A 23,388-nucleotide genomic window follows, 5' to 3' on the forward strand; every position below is an offset into this window, starting at 1 on the left:
TCTAATAAGAAAATCATGCCTTTGTTTTACTTTTTCCATGTAATAAAATGATAAAGTAATCGATTAAGTAAAGGAGTGAAAGAAATGGAATTAAAATACGAGATTCTTCCTATTCATCAGATTGAACTTTGCCGTGATCTTTGCAACGAACTGATGGCCTTTCAACAATCAAAAGCCTACATAACACCAGAATTGTTTGACACCATGAATTTTGACAGCAGAATGATTCCTTCCATAAAAAAGGCTGTAGCTAATTATATCGTAGTCGTTAAGGATGAAGATCAAATTGTAGCCTATGTCTATTCAAACATCTCTCCTAAAGAAGTTTATTCAAATGAGTTCGCTACCTTTTTTGATTTGAATTCTGTTAAAGAAGAGCTGGTCGGCTGCTTATCCCAATTTTATATAAAGAAAGAATACCGACAATACGGGATAGGTTCTAAACTTTTTAATCTGTCCATAAAATGGCTGAACCAATTTGAAGATGTTGAAGATTATTTTATCTTCGTCTCCAATGGCAATGAAGATGCATTGGAATTCTACAAACGTAAAGGATTCTCGGTTAGTCATGATATACTTGATGGTTTCATTACCGTATTACGCAGCAAAAAGTTGGTAAACGATAACCTGAAAGTGTAACTGAAAAGAATGTTTTGAGGCGTACCTGGTTTAACTTGCGTACGTCTTTTTTGTCTGTAATCTTTCCTCCTTATCTTGTAGGCCTATATAACTGCATGTTCAACTCAATAGTTCGTTCCTTCGTAGCTAGGTTCATGTTTTACTAGACGGTAAAATGAAATGGCATCCTAGTAGTTTCACCCTCGATCAACAGTTACACCGTATGTTAAATCAAAAATGGAGGCGTTAAGATGAAAAAGCATGGAAACAAGAAATTCCTTTCGCTTTTTTCTGTTGTCATCGCACTTGTTGTAAGCTCATTATCGTTTATTCCTTCTCTTCAGGCTGTTGGAGATGGTTCCTGGACAAGTCCGTATTCGGTTTCACAAGCCATATCTAACCAAAATAACAGTGTGAAAACGGTACAAGGATACATAGTCGGCCAGCCTACAAGTACATCTACTGTCGTTACGAGCAATTATCCGAACGACTATGCACTGGCACTCGCAGACAGTGCATCAGAAACGAACACAGCTAACATGTTGTATGTTCAGATCCCTACTTCTTATCGTTCTCAATTCGGCTTGAAGACAAATCCTGGTTTGAAAGGGACTTCCATTAAAGTTACGGGGAATTTAACAGCGTATTTTTCACATGCTGGCCTAAAGAACGCCACGGCCATGGAAAAAACAACTGGCTCAAACCCGGGTGATCCTGGTAATCCAGGAGATCCACCACCATTTGATGAATCTTATTACAGCTCTGCCACTGGAAAAACAGGGGCTGCGTTAAAGACAGCACTTCATAACATCATCGACGATCATACGGAGCTTTCCTATTCTGAGGTTTGGGAAGCGCTAAAAGTAACAGATCAAGACCCGAACAACAGCAACAACGTCATTTTGCTTTATACAGGGCGTTCTCAATCAAAAACCACGAATGGCTCTGGCATAAACGATTGGAATCGCGAACACGTTTGGGCAAAATCGCATGGTGATTTTGGCACAACAATGGGTGCGGGAACTGACATTCATCATTTACGACCAACCGATGTGAGTGTAAACAGTTCACGAGGAAACCTGGATTTCGATAATGGCGGCTCTCAGCACTCTGAAGCGCTCGGCAATTATTATGACAGTGATTCATGGGAACCTAGGAATGCTGTAAAAGGTGATGTCGCACGCATGATCTTCTACATGGCCGTTCGTTATGAAGGGGACAGCGGTGAACCACAGCTTGAACTGAATAACAATGTAAACAACGGGACAGCCCCATTCCACGGTAAAATGTCCATTCTGTTGCAATGGCATCAGCAGGATCCCGTTGATAACTGGGAACGCAATCGAAACAACATTATCTACAATGACTATCAGCATAATCGAAATCCGTTTATTGACCACCCGGAGTGGGCTGAGGAGATCTGGTAACATTACTAAAGATTGTGATACCGATCATAAATTTCGTTTTGCGATCATAAATTTCGTTTAGCGATCATAAATTTCGTTTAGCGATCATAAATTTCGTTTTGCGATCATAAATTTCGTTTTGCGATCATAAATTTCGTTTTGCGATCATAAATTTCGTTTTGCGATCATAAATTTCGTTTTGCGATCATAAATTTCGTTTAGCGATCATAAATTTCGTTTAGCGATCATAAATTTCGTTTAGCGATCATAAATTTCGTTTAGCGATCATAAATTTCGTTTAGCGATCATAAAAACAAGCCCCAGCGTTCCGCGGGGCTTGTTTTTCATATTCCCTTATTTTTTATTACAGGATCTTCCCTTTCAGGAGGACTTGCCCATCAAGATCATCTGCCTTGGTGGCTTCCTCGCCCCATACCTCGCGAGAGAATACTCCTAAAGCTAGCTGGCACGCTGATCTTACTCAAGGAACCCTACTCAAGAAATGAGCTCCTTACATAAACATCTCAAAATAGATGAGGCATATTCCGCATGCGGCCCATGAAACCATAGCGAATATGGTAACGATCATGTTTTCAGACCAGCCGTACTTTATCCCGTAATGATAATGGATTGGCGTAAAGCGGAACAGTTTCTTTTTCGTCCGCTTAAAATAAGCAACTTGGATAATGACAGATAGCTGTTCTGCAAGATAGATGATAAATAGGATAGGAATCAAAATTTCTACGTTTTCAATGATCGCGAGAAAGGATAACGTTCCACCTATTGCTAACGAGCCTGTATCTCCCATAAACGCCTTTGCCGGATATAAATTATAGATCAAGAAACCAAGAATTGTTGCGATCATCACTAGACAAAAAGCTTTCACTTCCATATTCTCACTGATTACAAAGAAAAAGAAGTATGTAGGAATCGCTACCATGCCCAATAGCCCGTCCATTCCATCGGTAAAATTGATTGCGTTTGCTGTACCTACAATAAACAATGTGATGATGACAAGGTAAGGAATGTACGGCAATACGATATCGAAGGAATCCGTCACTCGAATGCTTGTATCAATGTTAAACAGATCGATTCCAATGTACAAGAGCAAAATCGTAAATGTAAATTGAAAGATGAGCTTTGTTTTTCCTGACACCCCTCCAGGATCTTGTTTTGATGCTTTCCAAAAGTCATCCAGAAAACCTATGAAACTAAAAAGCACAAAAGTGCTCACCAAAAAAAGCATGACAGGACTTATGGAATAAAACAAAGCGACTGTGATACCTACGAAAAACACGCTTCCCGCCATGAGGGGTGTTCCCTTCTTTTTTTGGTGATCAGCAGGAAGTTCTACCCGAATAGGCTGGGTCAGCTTTAATCTTTTTAGAGTAAAAATCAATACAGGTGTTATAAGAACCGTTAATAAAAATGTGATAAGTGCAGGTTTAAGCTGTAGAAGCACGATATTCTCCTTTCGAGTCTGTCACGAATATATAATTCGATAAAAAGGAAAATGTTCCTTCAAAATAAAAAAAGGGGGTCTGTCCCCGGGACAGACCCCCTACAATTCTCTACAATTCTTAAAACTTTATAGGTCCTTGTACTGTGGGTCTTCTGAGTGATGGACAGCCCATTTCTGGATTGATACTGTAAGTAAGTGTAAGAATTTTCAGAATAAGGAGATGTGCATATGAGAGGAAAACGCGTTTTAGTTTGTACCATGCTAAGTACAGCCATGCTTTTATCCAGTGTAACTCCTGCCATTTTCGCAGGTGACTCTTCTCAACATCAACACGTTAAACCTGGTGACTGGAATCAGCCACTTCCCTCTTCTAATATTCTTCATCCAGGAACACCCAAAAGTGCTTCCCTTCACGAGCAGCCGCTACAAAACATTGATTCCTTTATTGAACAAGAAATGAACAAAAGAACAATGCCTGGCGCAGTCGTGCTTGTTGCTCGCAGCGGAACAATCGCAAAACATGAGGCTTATGGTTATTCCGCCCGCTACACTGACAATCAGTTTACAGAGATGGCTAACCCGGTTGAAATGAATAAAGACACAATTTTCGATATTGCTTCCATCAGTAAGCTTTTCACGACAACTGCAGCGATGAAACTCTATGAGCAAGGAGCGTTTAACCTTGATGATTCCGTTGGTCAGTACTTGCCGGAATTCAATCAAAACGGAAAAGAAAAGGTAACAATCAGGCAGATCATGACGCATACTTCAGGCTTTACGGCGTGGATTCCTCTTTATAGTAAAGGAAATAACCGTGAAGACAGAATTCAGATTGCATTAGAATATCCTTTAAAAAATCAGCCTGGAACGACCTATACATACAGTGACCTTAACTTGATTACACTTGGAGTTCTAGTAGAAAGACTTTCTGGAAAACGGTTGGATGAATACGTCAAAGAAAACATTACAAAGCCGCTCGGCATGAAAGATACGATGTATAATCCCCCAGCTTCTCTTCGTGAGCGAGTAGCCGCGACTGAATATCAGCCGAATATTGGCCGGGGCATGGTGTGGGGCAGTGTTCATGATGAGAATGCGTGGAGCCTAGATGGAGTAGCTGGACATGCAGGAGTCTTCTCAACGGCAAAAGATCTTGCTGTATTCGGTCATATGATTCTTAAAAAAGGAACATATGGAGGTACACAAATCTTACAACCTGAAACGGTACGTCTGTTAACGGAAAATCAGCTTCCGGAGTTCCCTCGTAACGCACACGGACTGGGTTGGGAGCTAAATCAAGGCTGGTACATGGATGCTTTGGCAAACGAAGAGACTCTCGGACATACGGGTTATACAGGAACATCAATGGTTGTTTCACCGAAAAATCAAATGATCGTTCTCACGTTAACGAACCGTGTCCATCCTTCTCGAGCAACTGTGTCGATGAATCCGATCAGGAGGCAAGTGGCACGTTTTGTGGCAGACAGCGTTCCCGTTCCTTTCGATCGCAAAGAGAAAGCATGGTTCTCTGGGTACGGTGACAATCTTGCGAAACCCTTAACGTTTGAGGTGGATGAGGAGCAAACCAAACTTCACTTCAATCATTGGTTAAGCATCGAAAACGGTAGTGATCAAGGAATCATACAAGCTTCTGAAGATGGGGAACAATGGACTTCCCTTTCCAAAACCTACACAGGAAAAGAGGAAAAGTGGACACATGATATGGTGGACCTTCCAGCAAATACACGGTATGTTCGTTTTCTTTACGAAACAGATGGTTCCGTAAACGGAAGAGGCTGGTATGTGAATGATGTGTACACAACGGATTCAGAACATGAAAAAGAAGAAGTTGAAGTGATTAAAACGGAATGGGAAAAACGAAGCTGGTAAACATGAGTATACAGCTTCCATATATAAGAAAAAAAGCAGTCAAGCCTGGCATGACTGCTTTTTACACAAATTATTCTGCTCTATTACGTTATAATCCTCTCATGCCCTGTATACACATTCATCGATTCTCCACGAATAAACCCGACAGTAGTAATTCCGAGCTCCTCAGCTGACTGCAACGCAAATTCCGTTGGTGCCGACTTAGACAGAACGATTTCACATCCGATTTTGGCTACTTTTAATAATATCTCAGACGAAATACGACCACTAAATACAAGAATTTTGTCACCTATGAATATATTATTTCTTAAGCAATATCCATAGATTTTATCGAGGGCATTGTGTCGTCCGATGTCCATCCTGCTAAGTACGATGCCATTCACATCACAAAGCGCTGCGTTATGCACACCTCCAGTTTTTTGAAAAACACCTGCTGATCCCTGCATTTCTTTCATCAATCGAAAGCAATCCTGTGGTGTCACTTTTACTCGAATATCTCGCATCTGTTTTGCGGTAAGAGCATCATTTGCAAACACAAATCCCTGCCGGCTCATTCCACAGCACGACGTTATATATCTTTTATTTTGCAGATTTTGATAGAATGGGTTCAGCTTATCCGTTTTTACATGCACATAGCTGCCAGCTTCTTCAACCCATATGTCATTTATATCTTCAAATTTGCGTATGATTCCTTCTGATGCGAGATAGCCTATGACCATGTCCTCTATGTACTCGGGACTGCATACCATCGTCACGAACTCATCCCCATTGATCTTGATCGTTACGGGAAGTTCCGTTACTATCATATCTTCAATCTCTGAGAAATTCCCATTGTTGAATTGAAGAATCTCTCGTTTGATGACTACAGGCTTCATATAAAGTGAACCTCCTTTTCTTACGCGATCGGTTTATCGAAAACAAAAACGGAAACGGCCATATCCTCATCTACTTTAAAATCTGAAAACAGATAAATAAACTTTGCCCCCGTCACCTCTTCTAAGCCTTCTGGAGGTGCTTTTGCATACACATCTTGAATGAGCCGGGTTCTTGCAGCATGCACCATTTCTTTGCCTTCAGCTGTTCTTGCAATAAACTTTTCCGTTGGTGTTAAATTACCATACATGGTGGAAATCGCCATGTTTTCAATAAAGACCGTATGGATTTTCTCAGGTCCTTTTCCTAATAAGTTCTTGCGCAGTTTTCGGATAATATCATTAAAGTCATGTACTTTCTTAGACATCTCAACCATCACCACTGTTCTCCATTTTTTACTAATCATACATGACGTACTTACTTTTCGCACGTGAAAATAATTGTTCAACTGAGTATGCTGTAGTTTAGTAGTTTTATTGTTCTTTTTCCATGTAAGCGCTATAATAAGAGAAAAGATGGAAAAGAAATAGATTCGTCTGTTTTTCTTTCTTTCGTAAATGATACATAACAAAATGATGGATTGGCCCAATAGTAAGCTCTGCTATTAAACTATTCCACCATGAACATGCATGTTCTGTACTTTGGGAACTGTACTTTCGTGGTGGATTTTTTTGTACGAATGAAAGGAAGGTTCTGACATGGAGAAAATGATTCAAATCAACCTGGATGGCAAGACGTACGAAGCACCGTCTGGCACATCCATCTTGGATATCATCAACATAAACAAATTATCTCATCCGCAAATCTGTTATACACCAGAAGTGGATCCGATTGAAACGTGTGACACGTGTATTGTTGAAGTTGACGGAAAGCTCATGCGTTCTTGTTCAACGATGGCACTGGACGGCATGACCATCGAGCGCTCCTCTTCACGTGCGAAGGACGCTCAAAATCAAGCGATGGACCGTCTTTTAGAGAACCATCTTCTTTATTGTACAGTTTGTGACAATAACAACGGAAATTGCAAACTGCATAACACCGCTGAACTAATGGAGATTGAACATCAATCCGTTCCTTATTCACCAAAAGAAGAGCCGGTGGATATCGATATGTCTCACCCGTTTTACCGGTATGATGCGAACCAATGTATCACGTGTGGCCAATGTGTGGAAGTGTGTCAAAATCTTCAAGTGAACGAGACACTTTCGATCGACTGGGAACGTGAACGTCCGCGAGTGATCTGGGATGCCGGTTCTCGTATTGATGATTCGTCTTGTGTGAGCTGTGGACAATGTGTAACCGTTTGTCCGTGTAATGCTCTCATGGAAAAGTCAATGCTTGGTGAAGCTGGTTTTATGACGGGCTTAGATGATGAACTGCTTGAACCGATGGTTGAGCTTGTAAAAGAAGTGGAGCCTGGCTATAGCGGCATTTTTGCTATATCTGAAGTAGAAGCAGCCATGCGTGAAACGCGTACGAAGAAGACAAAAACCGTTTGTACGTTCTGTGGTGTCGGCTGTTCATTCGAAGTGTGGACAAAAGGCAGAAAAATTCTAAAAGTGGAACCGAGTGAAGGTCCAGCAAACGCGATCTCTACCTGTGTAAAAGGAAAATTCGGATGGGATTTCGTAAACAGTGAAGAACGCCTTACTACCCCGCTTATCCGAAAAGACGGAGTGTTTGTTGAGTCAACTTGGGATGAAGCGCTGAATTTGATCGCTACCAAGATGCGCTCGATAAAAGAAGACTATGGCAGCAACGCGCTCGGATTCGTTTCTTCATCTAAAATCACGAACGAAGAAAACTATTTGATGCAAAAGCTTGCCCGCCAAGTATTTGGAACGAACAACGTAGACAACTGTTCTCGATATTGTCAGTCTCCAGCTACAGATGGTTTGTTCCGTACAGTTGGAATGGGCGGTGACGCAGGGACGATTCAAGATATTGCCCAAGCAGGCCTCGTCATAATCGTCGGTGCGAATCCGACCGAAGGACACCCTGTGCTTGCAACGCGTGTGAAACGCGCACACAAACTTCATGGTCAAAAGCTGATCGTAGCAGACCTTCGCAAGCATGAATTGGCTGAACGCTCGGATATCTTTATGAGTCCGAAACAAGGAACAGACCAAGTGTGGCTTATGGCCGTTACAAAATACATGATCGACCAAGGCTGGCACGACGAGAAGTTTATTGAAGAGAACGTTCATTTCCTTGATGAATTTAAGGATGTTTTAGAGAAGTACACATTGGAATATGCAGAAGAAATAACGGGGCTGTCTCAAGAGACGATAATCAACGTTGCTAAGATGATCCATGATGCAGATGGAACATGTGTCCTCTGGGGCATGGGTGTTACCCAAAATACAGGTGGAAGTGACACATCTGCCGCAATCTCGAACCTCCTTTTAGCAACAGGAAACTATCGTCGTCCAGGTGCTGGAGCTTACCCGCTTCGCGGACATAATAACGTTCAAGGTGCTTGTGACATGGGGACTCTTCCTGCATGGCTGCCAGGTTATCAGCATATTACGGATGACATGGCACGTACAAAATTTGAAAAAGCATATGGTGTAACGATTAACAGCAAACCTGGTAAGGACAACATTCAAATGGTAGAAGGAATCGGTAAAGGCGAAATCAAAGCGATGTACTTAATCGGTGAGGATATGGCTTTAGTAGATTCGAACTCCAACCACGTGCATGACATGTTATCTCAGCTTGATTTCTTCGTCGTTCAAGACATTTTCTTAACAAAAACAGCGCAGTACGCAGACGTGGTGTTGCCAGCCGCTCCTTCTTTAGAAAAAGAAGGAACGTTTACCAATACAGAACGCCGTGTTCAGCGCTTGTATCAAGCGCTCCCTACAACAGGCGGATCACGTCCGGATTGGGAGATCATACAGGCTATCGCAATTAGAATGGGCGCGGACTGGAATTACTCTCACCCGAGCGAGATTTTTGAAGAGATGGCATCCTTATCGCCATTGTTTGGAGAAGCGAACTATTCCGTGCTTGAAGGCTGGGGAAGTTTCTTATGGGGAGATTTTAGTGGGAAAAGCACACCTCTTCTTTACACAGATGGGTTTAACTTTCCTGATAAAAAGGCACGTTTTGCCCTATCGGACTGGGTACATCCAGCAGAGTTTGCAGAAGAGTTCGACTTGCACATCAATAACGGCCGTATGCTCGAACACTTCCATGAAGGAAACATGACGAACAAATCGAAAGGCATTCTGCATAAGGTGCCTGATGTGTTCGTTGAAGTGTCCCCATTATTAGCAGAAGAACGTGGTGTTATCGACGGGTCAGTAGTACGTCTGATCTCACCATTTGGAGCAGTTAAATTAAATGCACTCGTTACCGATCGTGTAAAAAATAATGAGCTTTATTTGCCGATGAACTCCGTTAATAATGAAACGGCGATTAACTTCTTAACGGGTCCAGCTGTCGACCATCGCACACATACACCAGCCTATAAACAAACAAAGGTACGTATGGAACTGATCAGCCGTGAAGGTGAAGTAAAGCTTCCGGGCAACAATCCAAGAAACAAGCCGCGCTACCCGCAAAACGGGGTGGAAGTCGAGCGTAAATGGAACCGTCCAGGCTATGTTCACCTGACGGATGAAGTGTAGGAGGGCTGATACGAGATGGCAAAACCCATTACAGTCGTGAAAAAAATCGTAAAAACCGACGAACAGATCCAACAAGAAAAAATCTCTGAACTGCAGGCTGCCTTAGCTGAAAAAGATGAGGCTTTAACCAAATCTCTTGAAATTCTTGGCGAACTGCACAAGATGGGAGCATTAGATGCAGCCAATGCCATGCTGGAGGCAAAAGAAAAAATCGCCAGCATCGCTCTCGGCCAGGCCACCCGTGAACCTGTCACAAATATAATCAATAACTTAATGGGAGCAGCTGGTGTCTTAACGAAAATGGATCCCGAGATGACAGAGATACTGCTGAATAGCGTGGTAGCTGGAGTAAAGCAAGGTGAACGTTTTGTAGAGAGCGAGCAGAGAATTGGCGCGTTTGATTTAGTTAAGTCACTCAAAGACCCTGACATCAACCGCGCCATCGGCTTCGGTCTCAACTTCCTTAAAGGAATGGGGCAGGAATTGAAGAAATAAAGCAAAAAACCTTGGAGACCCATTCTCCAAGGTTTTTTCGTTACTCCGTGATAGATTACGTCGTTAATGTAACCCCTATATAAGAAAGAGCTTGATTCAAATTTGAACGAAACGGAACTCCTTCAAGATTGTGATTGCTATGAATGGCTTTTTTTGCAATTTCAGGGCGCATGCCGCTAAAAATTACAGTTATGCCTAACAGTTTTAGTGTGTTCACAAGATTTAATAGATAAAAAGTCTCTTCATTTTCAATATTTGTAATTCCTGATAAATCCACGATTAAATGCTCTAAGTTACGCTTGTGACTTTCCTGAATCGTTGTAGCAATAATGTGTTCACCACGAATTTCATCGATCTCACCAATAATTGGTAGGATAGCAATCCCATCAAAAACAGGAACAATAGGCGTAGAGATATGTAACACTTGCTGAAAAGAGTAATCTAAATCAATGACGTATGTAAGAAGTGTTGCCATGTTTTTAAACAGGTTGATATGCTCTTCTTTAAAATCAAATGGAACATTATCCATACCGCAAAGAGTTCCAAAATGCTTTCCGTTTTTCAATATAATTGGTGCACCAATTAGAGAACCTCCGCCAAAAGCTTTCGTAACTTCCATTTCCTTTGTAAGTTCACTTTTGTTTAAATCAGGGATAACGAGTGGTTCCCGACCACCCATAACGATATGTATTCAATACGATTCTTGAAAATCGATTTGGAATCCCTCTTCTAGAAGAATTTTTTCCGTATTTTCAACGTTAAGTACATCCACTTTTATTCCATCGTTTTTAGCAATAAAGAAAGTGTTGATATTAATGCTTTGTTTGAGTAATTGAAAAACACTTTCTGAAGCCTCATTCAAACTTTTCGTTTCTATTAGTTCTAGCACATCTCACTCCTTTCTTACTACCCAAAAAGAAATGTAGTAAATTTGATCTATTTCCATTATAGAACACTTGGAGATACCAAACAATGAATTGCATGGATTTTATCTGTATTTAAATAAATATTCTGAATGATACATTGAAATATCATCAAAAATTTCTGCAGTCAAACAAAACCTCGGAGAAATTCTCCGAGGTTTTATTTATCAAAATCCAGCAACGATACTAATTTCTCTTTTCCAACAGAATGAACAAGGATTGGAATGCGAGGACCGCTGTTCGTATTCAGCACCAACTGATAGATAATTCGAAAGAGCGTTTTTTGATTGTTCCTTTTTATCTTGGAGTCTTCATTATTACAGATTGCATAAATGTCTGTCATCATATGTTCGCTATCTGTACTAACTTGTAACACTTTAATAAATTCCTTTATCCACTCTTGCTCTATTGCATTTAAATTTTGATAATACGGAACATTTTTTGTTGTATTTACGCTAATCACTTTTTTGGGGACCCAATTTCTGATCCAAAATTCAGCTTGATTTCCTACCTCTTTTATTAGATCGGAAGAGTAATCTTCTCCCATTTTCTTTAACACGTTCTTCAATACATCCTTATTAAAATTTACTAAAGGAAGAATACTGGCTACTTGACTAAAGGTAGGTCTGGCCGAATTTTTTAATGTTTCCACAGAAAGTGCTAGAGCTGTTATGATATCTTCATTCATTTGTTTAGCTCCTGATTCCCTATATCTTTCAAACTCTGTATAATTACGAACCACGTCATCATCTAAACCGATATGGAAAGCGGCACTCGGCTGATATTTTGCGAACATGAAGAGAATTACTTCGGGTGTATAAATGTTTAATAATTCTCCAGGTGTGATATTGTTTCCTGAAGAGCTCGACATCTTCTCACCAGTTCCTTTAATGCCTATAAAATCATACGGTTCATATAGTGGGGCTTGGTGGTTAAAAATCTTGGATGCAATGTCCATTGAAACTCTGTAACTCCCCGTTGCAGAAGAATGATCTCTACCACCAGGCTCAAACACCACATCTTCCACCATCCACCTCATCGGCCAGTCGATTTTCCAATTGAGCTTGATGTTTGTTGCTTCCTTTACGTCTAATACGTTCGAGTGGCTACATGTACATACATAACTTAATAAGTTATTTTCAAACCCCATTATGTGTACGATATCTTTTCGACATGCTTCACAATACACGTTCACCGGATAATATTCTTCTCGTTCATCTCCACCTGGTTCAGCCGTCTTGTATCCAATCACAATATCATAAATTTGCTTCCTTTCTTTTAACGCCTTTAGGATGTTAGTGTTATATCTTTTAGATTTGTACGCCTCGCTTTGATAAATAAATTCAGGAACAATTCCGAATTGTAAAAGCGAGAGCTCAAACTCTTTTTCAAAATGATCCGCATAGGAGCTATGGCACCCGTATGGACATGGAATTTCGGAATAAGGCATACCAATATATTGTTTAAAAGACGGGTCCACATTCTTAGGTACTTTCCGAAACCGGTCGAAGTCATCCCATGAAAAGATGAATCGTGTTTTTTTACCTAGATTCTGAAGTGCTTTAACCACAAAGAATGTGGTAACGACTTCACGAAAGTTTCCAATATGAACCGATCCGGATGGACTTATGCCTGAAGCACAAACAAAAGTTTCCCGATCGGGATGTCTTGCAATTAACTTTTCTGCAATTCGATATGCCCAATGCATCTTTCAATCACCTCTAATTATTTTTGATATTCTTAAACTCTGCTGCTTTTGGAAGTAGTTGAATTCCGTTCCAGGATGCTCCGTTTCTGATGGCAAAACCCTTTACAAAAGAAATTTTGTTTAAAGACAAACAAAAAAAGCCCTCACCCCCCAAGATTATTCATCTTGAGGACGAGAGCTTATGAGCATTCGTGGTACCACCTCAGTTTGTTAACATGTCGCCATATCAACCTCTTCAGGTACGGCAATGAAAAACAATCACTTAGCAATATACCCTATCTCTGTAACGGGAGATCCCGTTGTAGTATCAACAGGCACCCGCCTGCATCCGTACAAAGCTCAGAGGCTTTTTTCATTAAGACGATTATTGCTCTTTCCCACCAACCAAGAGCTCTCTGGAAATAATGTGACTTAACTACTTTTCTCATCATAGCCATAAATTGTTAAATTTTTAATAGTATAAGCAGTTTCATAGTAGATGTCAAAATTTTTTTGAAAAATACTGTTTAATTGTTTCTTCCCATCCTATAGGGGATTTGTTACTTAACCATTCATTAACAATTGTTTTAACGATGGAATTAGCCCTTTCAGTAGTCGTATCCACTTCAACATCGTAAATCTCCCCTTGTTGATGAACATAATTTAGTTGAGCTTTTGCTTGTTATATCGCTCGCCTTTACCAAAATATGTTAAATTATGTGATGAACTCCAATTTTTATGTGATGATGTCAATTTTTTATGTGATAGAGGAAAGAAATTATGTGATTAATATAAGTTATTATGTGATGTTCACAATCTATCAACTTTTTTTATAACAACGGCCTAATCTTCGGAAAAACCTTCACTGCTGTATTATAAAAAACATTCTCATGATGCTCCTCAGGAATGATTTCTTTTACAAAATCAATGTACGGCTGTACAGGCACAAGGGGCCAGTCTGTTCCAAACAAAAACTTTGAATAGTTATCCGTAAAAGTAAGTGCATGCTTTAGATGGTTGAAGAAACGCGGTGAATCTTTGTATCTCGCAATATCTTCCCGTGTTCCTACCACGAGCCCGGATAGATCCGCATACATGTTGCGATTCTTGTAAACGACTTCCGCTCCGTCGAGCGTCCACGGATCACCGAAATGAGCCATCATAAAATTCACATTACGATGCATGACCGCTACTTCATCCAGCGTCAACGGATGTGAGTATTTCAACAAACCACGCTCTGAATACGTGTCACCGGTATGAAAAACGACAGGCAAACCATACTTGGCCGCCAACTTATAAACCGGCTGGTACACTTCATCATACGCATAATAAGGATAATAACCGAGATAGATTTTAATGCCGACGACTTCTGGCTTTTGCACCGTTTTCTCAAGTTCGGCTAATTCTTTTTCGCCAAGATGGTACGGGTTAATTCCTGCACAATACACAATATTTCCAGGAATCTCTGAACTTAGATCAATTCCCATAGGCGTTGGGGCTAGAGGGTCTGGGAAACCCTCTACCTCTTTTTCCGTAAGCCCCATCGCAATGCCTAGTTCAACGCCCGCTTCACGATATTCTTTTACAATGCCATCATAAGAATAGTCCAGTTTGGACAGATGGATTGCTGTATGTTTAAAGCTTTCAATGTTTGAATAATGCATATGCGCATCGATGATTTTCATGGACTCTTCCTTTCTCGTAAACAATTAGCTGAATGAAAGTTTTTTCAAGTCTTCTAACGCTGTATCAGGAATTACTTTATTGTTAAATACATAAAACACAGGTGACGTAACATGAGTAGCACCATGCTGAAGGTTAAGTTTTTCGGCATACCCGATTTCAATAACTTCTAAATTAATATACGAATCCAAATAGGTCGCGTTTTGATTCACAACGATCTGAAGCAGGTTCTCATGATTATCAGATCCGAAGACAACACTGCGGTCCACGGTCATCTCCTGCTCGCCTTTTCCGCCATAAACCATTGCCCACTCACCGTTTTCGCCCTGAAAGCTTCCCCAGCTTTTTGTGAGTTCAGGTCCTGGACTCAAGAAACAACCTGTATAAAAATTCTTACCGTGCAGATAGCTTCCAGTATTTTGGACGATTTCCGTTGTAGATGCTAGAACCGGAACGCCTGGGAGCAATAAGAAATATTTATGGATTTCTAGGCCTTTAAACGTCTCGTGCTTTTTATAATGAGTCGATACCTTGAGACCTTTCCATACGTTTCCTTTATTGTCTACTTTCTCCACAAAATCGACTGCAGTCATTTCTTTTAATAAAGAGTTTAGACTGGTGCCTTCAACAAGACCGGCAATTCCTCCAAACCAAGGGTTCCACCATGATTTAGGTGCAGGCTTTGGAAACGATGAATCCATCCAATCGTGATTATTATACTGAAGAGAAAATAGTGTTGGGGCAAACTGTGCGGAAGCAGAAATGGTGATCTCACCATTATCTACACTCAACACTTCAAGATCATTTTGGGTCGTCTTTTCACACGTAACTGGGGTGTCACGCATAACAAAAGCAGCAGATTGTCTCGTAATATCAATGGAATCTAAATTCATTTTAGACGTTAAAACATGAACGGCTTTATCGTTTGGCACTTGTATGTCAAACTCTGCTCCCGTCAACTCTTCATCTGACGCAAAAAGATGGCTTTGTAAAATCTCGTCATCCAGTTTCATTTCAATAAATCCGTTAAAAAAGGAAGATTTATAATCTTTTGCAACAGCTTTGATTTCATTATCTTTTACAAAAGGATTGCCATCATTGACTGATAGGGTCATATGATTAGTTGTGCTAACGGCTTTCTTATCACTTTTCTCTGTCGCATACTCTCTGAACGACTGCCAGTCATGAAAAGCGCCGAATGAAATGGTTACAGGTTTCGTCTCAACTGTTTGTTGAGCAGCTAGTTTTCCAAAGTTATGTTCAAAGTACATAAACCAATTTGAGAAATGAACTTTTTCTTCTATTGGCCACGAGATTCCTCTTGGATTGTTCTGACCTTGAAGGAAGATCCAGTTCTCAGTTAGCTTACAGTTGTTCCAATAGGATAAAAAGGATCCCATGGAGTCATTTAACTCAATGTACTTTCCTTCATACGGCAGGACAGCTCGATCAAGCAAACGGCACATGATCGGAGAGTTTAACCACACTTCATCCGTAGACTCTGCTTCACTCGTATTGGTGATTTCATAATGCTGTTCCATTAGCCCTTCACTATACAGCTTCACGATGGTTGCCAGCTGCAAACCAGGAAACGCTTGCGATTGAAACTTCGCTCTAAACCCTGCATATCCTTCATTCATAAGAGGTTCTATCACTTCAGGACGAAGGAGGGAGATTTCTTCTGAAAAAGGTTTACCTAGTTTCGGCACCATAAACGCAATCTTGAAATCGACATCACCTTTACCCGGCGAGATCCAGTTGTTGAATTTATTTAGTTTCAATTGATATTGTCCGTTGCATACGTGATAATAAGTGTCGCATTCACCCGCGAGTTTAGCTCCCATTCCTTTTAAAGCCGTTCCGATTTTTTTTGTAAATTGAACCTCTGTACCATCTTTCTTTGTTGCTGTAATCTGAAGATCTGCCGAATAAAATCCATGCTTCAACAATGTGAACGAAACAGGTATCGACTGTTTAGCTTTTGCCGCCAACGTAACACTTACTCCACGATTATCAATTTGAACGAAGTCAGAGTGTGGCAGTTCAAAAGAAAACGTAACATCTTCATTGAAGTTGTTTTCGAAATTTAGGTAAAAAGCAGAAGACCTTCCTATGAAACTTAAATTTTCAGGTAATGTACAATCTAGTTTAACCGGATACTTAGGCCGGATTCCTACTTTGAACACAGCTTTTTTCCCATTGATCTTGAGTAAGGATGTAACCGCAGGATGTGTTCTCCATACACTTTGCTCTTCTGAAATTGGGTTTAACGTAAAAGGAATTTCGATAGTTTCCTCTTGATCAACACTTATCTTTTTAGAAACTTCAAAATGAATATTTTTATCGTTCATTCCTTCCATTTCAACAGCTAATGGCTTACCCGATTTATTTGTAATGTGGTATTGGATAGTATAGTCAGAACCAAAAACAAGATCAAAATCCTCTACAGTTGCCGAGATCTTATAATCGTCCGTTTCGATGCTACGAAGCCCTCTTCCGAAACGCTCGAACTCCATCTTTAGACTTCCATGTGCAGCGTGATTCCAAGAGTATTCATAGAAATGAAACTCATTTTCCTTCTTGCCATCAGGTATCGTTTCAATTTTCCGCGTGCTGTTTTCGTACCATAAACCATCTTCAAAAAAGGGTAGAACGGCTTCGGTCTGCATAACTGAGGGAATAAAATTCATAAGATGTGTCGTATCATCTCTGTCTTCCCAGAAGAAACCACATTTTTTATAAAGAGGAACAGCTTTCGTATTTCCTGGCCATGTGTAAAGATCAAGGCGCGGCCATTTCATTTCAATGGCTTTCTCGAGCGCTTTTAACACAAGCTTTTTCCCGATTTTTTTGCCGTGATAATCACTTCTCACATTTAACAGAGGAATGTAAAGCGCACCTTCATCTTCACGATACTCACCAAGACTGCAATAGCCGACTACCTTGTCACCATCGAGTGCCAAATACAAGTGGAGGTTCGTCGAGTTCGCTTCCTGCTTCAAAACTTGGTCTTCTGTCATGATTGAGTTGCCCCCGCCCCAGCCGTCCTGACTCTTGTTCCACATTTCAGCCACTGCTGCAGCATAACTTGGGTCGTATTCTACAATCGTGATTTGTTCGGTTTGCTGTTTATTTATAACTTCCATTATAATACCTCCAAAGATTTTTTCGTTTTTCTCTTATCCTATCTCTCGCTCCTCTTCAAACGTTTTCTGCTAAACATCAACATATTTAACACCCCTCTCAAAATGTGAAAAAGGCCACCACGATTCGGTTGACCTTTTTGTTTTAACCATAAAAATGCACAAAAAGGCCCCAGAATGCATACACATCCTGAGGCTCCTGTTTACGAAAAGAAACAAATTATAAACGGCATCCTTGAAGAAGGTTGTGTACTGGACAATATAGAGTTGATTGGATACTTCTTTCTAAGTTAAACGTTATCATGTCCATTACCTCCTTTTTTGGGATTTTTTACTAACTGTTACAAGTATACGGGACCCTCATTAAAAAGTAAATATAATTTTCGGAAAATTAGTGATTCCTTAATAAAAGTATAGAAACGCTGACAATCTTCATGTAAGTTAAAATAACAAAATAGGTTAAAGAGCACTAAGTATTCACATAAGAAATGAGGTGTTAAATTTGAATAAACATACATTGCTGTTGTTCGATTTAGATGAAACGCTGCTAGGTTCTGATTGGTTTAAAAACGGTTTGATTCAGACGCTCGGTATACATTCATTTACTAAAAAACTAGATGCCTCCCTTTTCCTTGAAAGAAAACTGAATGTTCCAAAGTCCTTAATCCTGCCATTTAAAAAACGTGAAATCACCCCGTTAGAATTTCGAAGAGCCAGATGGAGGCATGCATTCTCACACTTTGACGTAACACCTGAGGTTGAATTGCTAGATGAACTGGATGCACTTTTCGTAAAAACAGGGATGTCCTGTATTGAGCAGGACCCGTCCATCACCCACTTATTGTTTGATTTAACAGAGCACTATCAACTAGGCATCGTAACGAATGCTTTATACGATCCTCGGCAAAAAATTTATCATATGGGGTTGTCTGAGGTGTTTCCTGACGAAACGGTCTTTGATGCTGATGGGCTTGGTTATCGAAAACCAGATCGAGAAATCTATTCTGCAGCTCTTACTCATTTTCATAAAACGCCGGAAGAAACTCTTTTTATCGGAGATTCGTGGATACATGACGTGGCGGGTCCGATTGACGCGGGAATGGAGGCCATCTGGATTAATGCGCATAACCACTCTCCTTTAAGTGATCATTCTCCATTTGCTATCGTGTCAGACGTTAGAGAAATAAGAAAATTATTGCTTCCTCCTGCAATTCTTCCTAGATAATAAAACGATAAAAGTTGACTTAAAGAATTTATTTTCTTTTAAGTCTATTTTTTCACAGCTTTTTGAGCCAGTTTTCTATAAGAAATATCTATATATGAGTATTATAGTCTCTCTATAAGCGAAAGTGGGATTTCTAGGAGCATAAGTAAGAGTTTTATGAGCGAAAACAGACCCTCTATGAGCGAAAACTGGATTTCTATGATCAAATGTGTAACAAATAAAAGAACACGTACCGTAAACTAGCCTTCACTATAACAATTGCTCAATATCCATAAATTTTTTTAAAAAGTAATGATCCATTTTGTATTTTGAACCGTTATCTTTATGAAACAAAATATTGATAAAAGGGGATTGAGTTACCATGGCTCAAAAATTTGTTAAAGTCTTAGGTATTATCTTTATTATTTTAGGTATTGTTGGTTTTATTTTACCGTTGGAGAGCATTTTCCATTTAACACCGGTGCATAATATTGTTCACTTAGCTTCAGGATTTGTTGCTCTCTTAATGAGTGGAACAGAGGCAAAAGCGGTTCTTTATTTAAAGGTGTTTGGTTTTGTTTATCTGCTTGTTGCCATACTCGGATTGTTCACACATGAATTTATTGGAATTATGTTCTTGGTTGCTACAAATATCCTGCATTTTATCATTGCTTTTGGTTCCCTTTATGTAGGTTTTACATCACCTGCATCAAAATCGGCTAACAAAACTGTATCCCATTAAGCCTTACAACTTAACGAAAGTCAATTTCCTAATTTGGAAATTGGCTTTTTTCTTTTTTATAAGATTTTTTTTATCCCGCCTATTTTTGGTTTATCATATAGAAAAGACAATAATACTTTGGAGGTCCAGTATGAATTCTACGAAAAGTGTAGTGGATAAATTAAACTTAACAAAATACAATTCTAAGCTGATACTGAATAAACCTGATGACATTGAGGATTTTACTGGGTTGGACTATGACTCTTCTATCCAAAAGGAGAAGTATGACCTGATCTTTGTGTTTGTGTTTAACTTAGAGGAACTCTCAAAACATTTACATCTTGTAATTGAAAAGCAGTTAGTCCATGACAAAGGCTATATCTTTTTTGCTTATCCGAAAAAAAATAATTCCCAATATAAAGAGTACATTGAGCGGGATCAGATTTTCCCCTACATAAACGTAGATGAGGATGGGTATGTACCGGAGAGCAGCTTGAAATTCTCAAGAATGATCAGTTTAAATGATATCTTTACTGTGATTGGTTTGAAAATGGAGAAAAAGAAGGCTACAGCAAGCGTGAAAAAGAGCCAATGTGTGGATGACTATATCGTCCATGTCGATGACATCAAGCGTTATTTAATGAAGAATGAAGAAGTGTTAAACCTATATAAGGGCTTAACATTTGGGTATCAAAAAGATTGGGCGCGCTATGTGTACAGTGCCAAAAGAAAAGAAACACAAGAAAAACGCTTGCTTGAAATGGAAGACATCTTGGGAGAAGGCTATAAATCGATGGATCTGTATCGAAGAAAAAAGAAATAAATATTCAATTGAAGTGACGAGTTTTTTTATCGCTCTGTTTTTAGAACTCTGAGGATTATTTATGTTACTCTGTTTCAATTTTAAGCACGTAACATTTTCCTCTTTCCTTCCCCACACCTTTCCCGTTATTGTAAGAGGTAGAGAGTACATCAGGATGGAGATGAACCGAATGGAACAAATCTGTAACTTACTGGAAAAGGAACTTGTCGTTGCGCTAGGCTGCACAGAACCTGTAGCGATTGCATTGGCAGCTGCCACTGCCAAACAACATGTAAAAGATTCTGCTGTAACTTCGCTCACAGTTAAAGCAAGTGGGAATGTTATCAAAAATGCATTATCCGTAGGTATTCCTGGAATGCGTTTTACGGGGATTGATTTTACAGCGGCACTTGGTGTGATAGCAGGAGATCCTTTAAAAGAACTACAAGTTTTGGAGGGGATAACCTCTTCTGATGAAGAAGCTGCCGTTCAACTCGTGAATAAAGGCATTGTCTCCGTTCAGAATGCAGAGACCCATGAGAAATTATATATTGAAGTAACCTTAAAATCATCCGAAGAAACGGCAATCGTGGTGATTTCAGGAGATCATACAAACGTGAGCTATATTTCCTATAATGATGAAGTGTTGTTAGACCAGTCAGGCGACCATTCATCTTCTGAATATAAAAAGGAAACGTTTACTGCACTTTCGGTTGATGATCTCTATTCCTTTATTACAAAAGTTTCGCTTAACCGATTAAGTCTTGTTAAAAGAAGCATTGAACTGAACCGAGCCATTTGTGAGGAAGGTCTTACGAACGAGTATGGTTTGAAAGTTGGAAAAACATTGTATGACCAAACAAAATCAGGGATATTATCTGATGATCTCGCCACGTACAGCATGGCTTTATCAGCTGCAGGATCTGATGCGCGAATGGCTGGGTCCACTATGCCTGTTATGGCGAATTCGGGAAGCGGAAACCAAGGGATCGCAGTTACGATGCCCGTTGTGGCTGCAGCAGAAAAAATGGATGTCGATGAAGAAAAGATGGTAAGAGCGGTCACACTAAGTCATCTACTTTCAATCTATATGAAATCAAAATTCGGCCGCTTGTCTGCCCTTTGCGGCGTAACGGTTGCGGGGGCGAGTGCGTCTGCTGCCATTACTTACTTATTGAACGACGACTTGGATAAAATTAAAGCGGCCATCCAAAACACACTAGGAAACTTGAGCGGAATGGTTTGTGATGGAGCAAAAGCAGGGTGTGCTATGAAGGTTGCCACTTGTTCGAGCGCTGCCGTGCAATCCGCAATTCTTGCCTCACAAGGATTGTGCATCCCTTCCACGAACGGTTTTATTGAAGAAGACGTGGAACAAACGATCGAAAACTTCTGCAGACTCGGAAACGAAACATCTGGAACAATAGACAACGTGTTATTAGATATGATGGTTAATAAAAAACAGTAACACGTAAAGCTAACCATAAGGTGAATGAGTACTTTATGTTAGCTTTTTTCGTTTATAATAATCTCAAATTTCACATCTTCTATGTTAAAATTATCCATAATAAGTTTTAAAGTGGAATTGGGTGTACTTATGCTACAAGAACGTGTTATCGGCTATGGAAGCACAGCTGAAGTTTTGGAAATGGATGAAGGAACGGTAGCGAAAGTTTTTTATGACCATGTATCGGCCGCTTCTATCGATCATGAATGGTCAGTGAGCAAAAATGTCATGAGCTGTGGTCTACCTGTTCCAGCCGTCTATCAACAAGAACGGATAGACGGACGAAGTGCTATTTTCTTTGAAAAAATAAAGGGAAGTGCCTTAACAAAATGGTTAGAAGATAAGCCGTGGACAGCACTGCAACTTGTAAAAATAATGGCGGCGTTACACGCTAAGGTTCATGAGAAACAGGTTACTGAACTTCCCTTACAAAAGATTGTTCTTCAAAGAAAAATTGAACATGCAAAAGAACTCAGCAGAGAAGACAAGAGCAGTATCCTTACTTTTCTATCAAACCTCCCAGATGGTGATTCGCTATGTCATGGAGATTTTCATCCGGACAACATTCTTCTTACAGAAAAAGGACCTGTCATTATCGACTGGATCGATGCTACTCAAGGAAATAGAATGGCTGACTTAGCACGCACCGTTATAATCTTGAGATATGGAGGGTTTCCTGATAAATCATCCTTCCTTCAAAGAAGGATACTCGTTGCTGTTCGAGACATCTTAACCCGTCATTACATAAAAAGTTACAAAAGGTCCTTTCCATTTTCATCAGAATTATTAAAAGATTGGATGCTGCCAGTTGCTGCAGGGAGACTGAGTGAAAAGATTCCGAATCAGGAAAAAGAAAGATTAATAAGATTCATTCAGGCTCTATTATCTAGAGCTCAGACTCGTTAAAGATTTTTAGGAAAACCAAATTCATTTTAAGGAGATGTTCCTATGATTTACGAGATGACCGTCCAAGTTCGCGTTTCTAATATGGAAGAGGGGCAAAAATTTTATGAAACGTTATTGAATCGAGCCCCTGATTTTGTCCCACATGATGGTTTTGCTGAATGGGAGCTGATCCCCCACTGTTGGCTTCAGGTGGCTGAAGGAACACCAACTGAAGGAAACGGTCCCATTCGGTTAGGAGTTATTGATCTTTTCGCTGAACGTATGCGGCTTGTGAACTCTTTAGGTGTTGAACCATTTGAGATTTTTGAACGTGAGGAAGTGCCGGTAAAGTGGGCAACATTTAACGACCCGTGGGGAAACAGACTTGGATTATTTGAATACAAAGATGAAGCGAGTAAAATAGAGAAGCTTCAACAACTAGCTAGGAGATAAT

Annotated in this window: 19 protein-coding genes and 1 other annotated feature; of the genes, 11 read left to right on the forward strand and 8 right to left on the reverse strand. The window is 40.0% G+C overall.

All coding sequences use genetic code 11. From position 1 onward, the window contains the following. Window positions 1-84 precede the first annotated feature (84 nt). Both KUV80_RS13250 and KUV80_RS13255 read left to right on the forward strand, forming a co-directional pair. Window positions 85-639, forward strand: coding sequence for a GNAT family N-acetyltransferase (locus KUV80_RS13250; RefSeq protein WP_222463225.1), 555 nt, complete (start codon window positions 85-87; stop codon window positions 637-639). A gap of 230 nt (window positions 640-869) precedes the next feature. Then, window positions 870-2,045 (forward strand): endonuclease, encoded by a 1,176-nt coding sequence (locus KUV80_RS13255; RefSeq protein WP_222463226.1) that lies wholly within the window; start codon window positions 870-872, stop codon window positions 2,043-2,045. 490 nt (window positions 2,046-2,535) lie between these two features. On the opposite strand, the gene mraY is transcribed toward KUV80_RS13255, so the two are convergent. Next, window positions 2,536-3,486 (reverse strand): phospho-N-acetylmuramoyl-pentapeptide-transferase, encoded by a 951-nt coding sequence (mraY, locus tag KUV80_RS13260; protein ID WP_222463227.1) that lies wholly within the window; start codon window positions 3,484-3,486, stop codon window positions 2,536-2,538. Between the two features lie 228 nt (window positions 3,487-3,714). Here mraY and KUV80_RS13265 point away from each other — a divergent pair, with 228 nt between their 5' ends. Further along, entirely contained in the window at window positions 3,715-5,376 is a 1,662-nt protein-coding gene (locus KUV80_RS13265) for a serine hydrolase domain-containing protein (RefSeq protein ID WP_222463228.1), read from the forward strand. Window positions 5,377-5,459: 83 nt separating this feature from the next. Here KUV80_RS13265 and fdhD read toward each other — a convergent pair whose 3' ends face one another. Together fdhD and KUV80_RS13275 are read right to left on the reverse strand one after the other, a co-directional pair. Further along, on the reverse strand, window positions 5,460-6,251 hold the full coding sequence (gene fdhD, locus KUV80_RS13270) for a formate dehydrogenase accessory sulfurtransferase FdhD (protein WP_222463229.1): 792 nt from the start codon (window positions 6,249-6,251) through the stop codon (window positions 5,460-5,462). A 20-nt stretch (window positions 6,252-6,271) separates the two neighbouring features. Then, complete coding sequence (locus KUV80_RS13275) at window positions 6,272-6,616, reverse strand: DUF2294 domain-containing protein (RefSeq protein WP_222463230.1); 345 nt, start codon at window positions 6,614-6,616, stop codon at window positions 6,272-6,274. Between the two features lie 340 nt (window positions 6,617-6,956). Here KUV80_RS13275 and fdhF point away from each other — a divergent pair, with 340 nt between their 5' ends. Both fdhF and KUV80_RS13285 read left to right on the forward strand, forming a co-directional pair. Beyond that, window positions 6,957-9,884, forward strand: coding sequence for a formate dehydrogenase subunit alpha (gene fdhF / locus KUV80_RS13280; protein WP_222463657.1), 2,928 nt, complete (start codon window positions 6,957-6,959; stop codon window positions 9,882-9,884). A 15-nt stretch (window positions 9,885-9,899) separates the two neighbouring features. Then, the gene (locus KUV80_RS13285) at window positions 9,900-10,379 is read left to right on the forward strand and encodes a DUF1641 domain-containing protein (RefSeq protein WP_222463231.1); all 480 of its coding nucleotides are present in this window, start codon (window positions 9,900-9,902) and stop codon (window positions 10,377-10,379) included. Window positions 10,380-10,434: 55 nt separating this feature from the next. Here the strand turns inward: KUV80_RS13285 and KUV80_RS13290 are convergent, their stop codons facing one another. From KUV80_RS13290 to KUV80_RS13310, 5 genes are all read right to left on the reverse strand, one after another. Further along, window positions 10,435-11,058 carry an STAS domain-containing protein gene (locus tag KUV80_RS13290; RefSeq protein ID WP_222463232.1) on the reverse strand — a complete coding sequence of 208 codons (624 nt, stop codon included), beginning with the start codon at window positions 11,056-11,058 and terminating at the stop codon, window positions 10,435-10,437. A 12-nt stretch (window positions 11,059-11,070) separates the two neighbouring features. Beyond that, a complete protein-coding gene (locus KUV80_RS13295; RefSeq protein ID WP_222463233.1) occupies window positions 11,071-11,268 on the reverse strand; it encodes a hypothetical protein in 198 nt (65 codons plus the stop codon). 194 nt (window positions 11,269-11,462) lie between these two features. Next, entirely contained in the window at window positions 11,463-13,010 is a 1,548-nt protein-coding gene (gene lysS, locus KUV80_RS13300) for a lysine--tRNA ligase (RefSeq protein WP_222463234.1), read from the reverse strand. Window positions 13,011-13,174: 164 nt separating this feature from the next. After that, window positions 13,175-13,450: a binding site (T-box leader), on the reverse strand. Between the two features lie 369 nt (window positions 13,451-13,819). Beyond that, entirely contained in the window at window positions 13,820-14,674 is an 855-nt protein-coding gene (locus tag KUV80_RS13305; protein ID WP_222463235.1) for an amidohydrolase family protein, read from the reverse strand. 24 nt (window positions 14,675-14,698) lie between these two features. Beyond that, complete coding sequence (locus KUV80_RS13310; protein ID WP_222463236.1) at window positions 14,699-17,818, reverse strand: GNAT family N-acetyltransferase; 3,120 nt, start codon at window positions 17,816-17,818, stop codon at window positions 14,699-14,701. 499 nt (window positions 17,819-18,317) lie between these two features. Between KUV80_RS13310 and KUV80_RS13315 the strand changes: the two genes are divergently transcribed. From KUV80_RS13315 to KUV80_RS13340, 6 genes are all read left to right on the forward strand, one after another. Next, entirely contained in the window at window positions 18,318-19,040 is a 723-nt protein-coding gene (locus KUV80_RS13315; protein ID WP_222463237.1) for an HAD family hydrolase, read from the forward strand. A gap of 361 nt (window positions 19,041-19,401) precedes the next feature. Beyond that, the gene (locus KUV80_RS13320; RefSeq protein WP_222463238.1) at window positions 19,402-19,761 is read left to right on the forward strand and encodes a DUF4383 domain-containing protein; all 360 of its coding nucleotides are present in this window, start codon (window positions 19,402-19,404) and stop codon (window positions 19,759-19,761) included. A 130-nt stretch (window positions 19,762-19,891) separates the two neighbouring features. Next, window positions 19,892-20,563 (forward strand): YdeI/OmpD-associated family protein, encoded by a 672-nt coding sequence (locus KUV80_RS13325; RefSeq protein ID WP_222463239.1) that lies wholly within the window; start codon window positions 19,892-19,894, stop codon window positions 20,561-20,563. A gap of 160 nt (window positions 20,564-20,723) precedes the next feature. Beyond that, complete coding sequence (locus tag KUV80_RS13330; RefSeq protein WP_222463658.1) at window positions 20,724-22,010, forward strand: serine dehydratase subunit alpha family protein; 1,287 nt, start codon at window positions 20,724-20,726, stop codon at window positions 22,008-22,010. Between the two features lie 129 nt (window positions 22,011-22,139). After that, window positions 22,140-22,955, forward strand: a complete 816-nt coding sequence (locus KUV80_RS13335; RefSeq protein WP_222463240.1) for a phosphotransferase family protein — start codon at window positions 22,140-22,142, stop codon at window positions 22,953-22,955. A gap of 42 nt (window positions 22,956-22,997) precedes the next feature. Further along, window positions 22,998-23,387, forward strand: a complete 390-nt coding sequence (locus tag KUV80_RS13340; RefSeq protein WP_222463241.1) for a VOC family protein — start codon at window positions 22,998-23,000, stop codon at window positions 23,385-23,387. Window position 23,388: the final 1 nt, after the last annotated feature.

It is taken from the genome of Fictibacillus nanhaiensis (assembly GCF_019801215.1).
GTDB classification, from domain to species: Bacteria; Bacillota; Bacilli; order Bacillales; family Fictibacillaceae; genus Fictibacillus; species Fictibacillus nanhaiensis_C.

Bases quoted from the DNA above. Each gene is read 5' to 3' on its own strand.
- KUV80_RS13265 (WP_222463228.1), top strand. From the start codon at position 3,715: ATGAGAGGAAAACGCGTTTTAGTTTGTACCATGCTAAGTACAGCCATG.
- KUV80_RS13285 (WP_222463231.1), top strand. From the start codon at position 9,900: ATGGCAAAACCCATTACAGTCGTGAAAAAAATCGTAAAAACCGACGAA.
- fdhD (WP_222463229.1), bottom strand. From the start codon at position 6,251: ATGAAGCCTGTAGTCATCAAACGAGAGATTCTTCAATTCAACAATGGG.
- KUV80_RS13290 (WP_222463232.1), bottom strand. From the start codon at position 11,058: ATGGGTGGTCGGGAACCACTCGTTATCCCTGATTTAAACAAAAGTGAA.
- lysS (WP_222463234.1), bottom strand. From the start codon at position 13,010: ATGCATTGGGCATATCGAATTGCAGAAAAGTTAATTGCAAGACATCCC.
- KUV80_RS13320 (WP_222463238.1), top strand. From the start codon at position 19,402: ATGGCTCAAAAATTTGTTAAAGTCTTAGGTATTATCTTTATTATTTTA.
- KUV80_RS13250 (WP_222463225.1), top strand. From the start codon at position 85: ATGGAATTAAAATACGAGATTCTTCCTATTCATCAGATTGAACTTTGC.
- KUV80_RS13330 (WP_222463658.1), top strand. From the start codon at position 20,724: ATGAACCGAATGGAACAAATCTGTAACTTACTGGAAAAGGAACTTGTC.
- KUV80_RS13340 (WP_222463241.1), top strand. From the start codon at position 22,998: ATGATTTACGAGATGACCGTCCAAGTTCGCGTTTCTAATATGGAAGAG.
- KUV80_RS13305 (WP_222463235.1), bottom strand. From the start codon at position 14,674: ATGAAAATCATCGATGCGCATATGCATTATTCAAACATTGAAAGCTTT.
- KUV80_RS13335 (WP_222463240.1), top strand. From the start codon at position 22,140: ATGCTACAAGAACGTGTTATCGGCTATGGAAGCACAGCTGAAGTTTTG.
- KUV80_RS13255 (WP_222463226.1), top strand. From the start codon at position 870: ATGAAAAAGCATGGAAACAAGAAATTCCTTTCGCTTTTTTCTGTTGTC.
- KUV80_RS13325 (WP_222463239.1), top strand. From the start codon at position 19,892: ATGAATTCTACGAAAAGTGTAGTGGATAAATTAAACTTAACAAAATAC.
- fdhF (WP_222463657.1), top strand. From the start codon at position 6,957: ATGATTCAAATCAACCTGGATGGCAAGACGTACGAAGCACCGTCTGGC.
- KUV80_RS13275 (WP_222463230.1), bottom strand. From the start codon at position 6,616: ATGTCTAAGAAAGTACATGACTTTAATGATATTATCCGAAAACTGCGC.
- KUV80_RS13310 (WP_222463236.1), bottom strand. From the start codon at position 17,818: ATGGAAGTTATAAATAAACAGCAAACCGAACAAATCACGATTGTAGAA.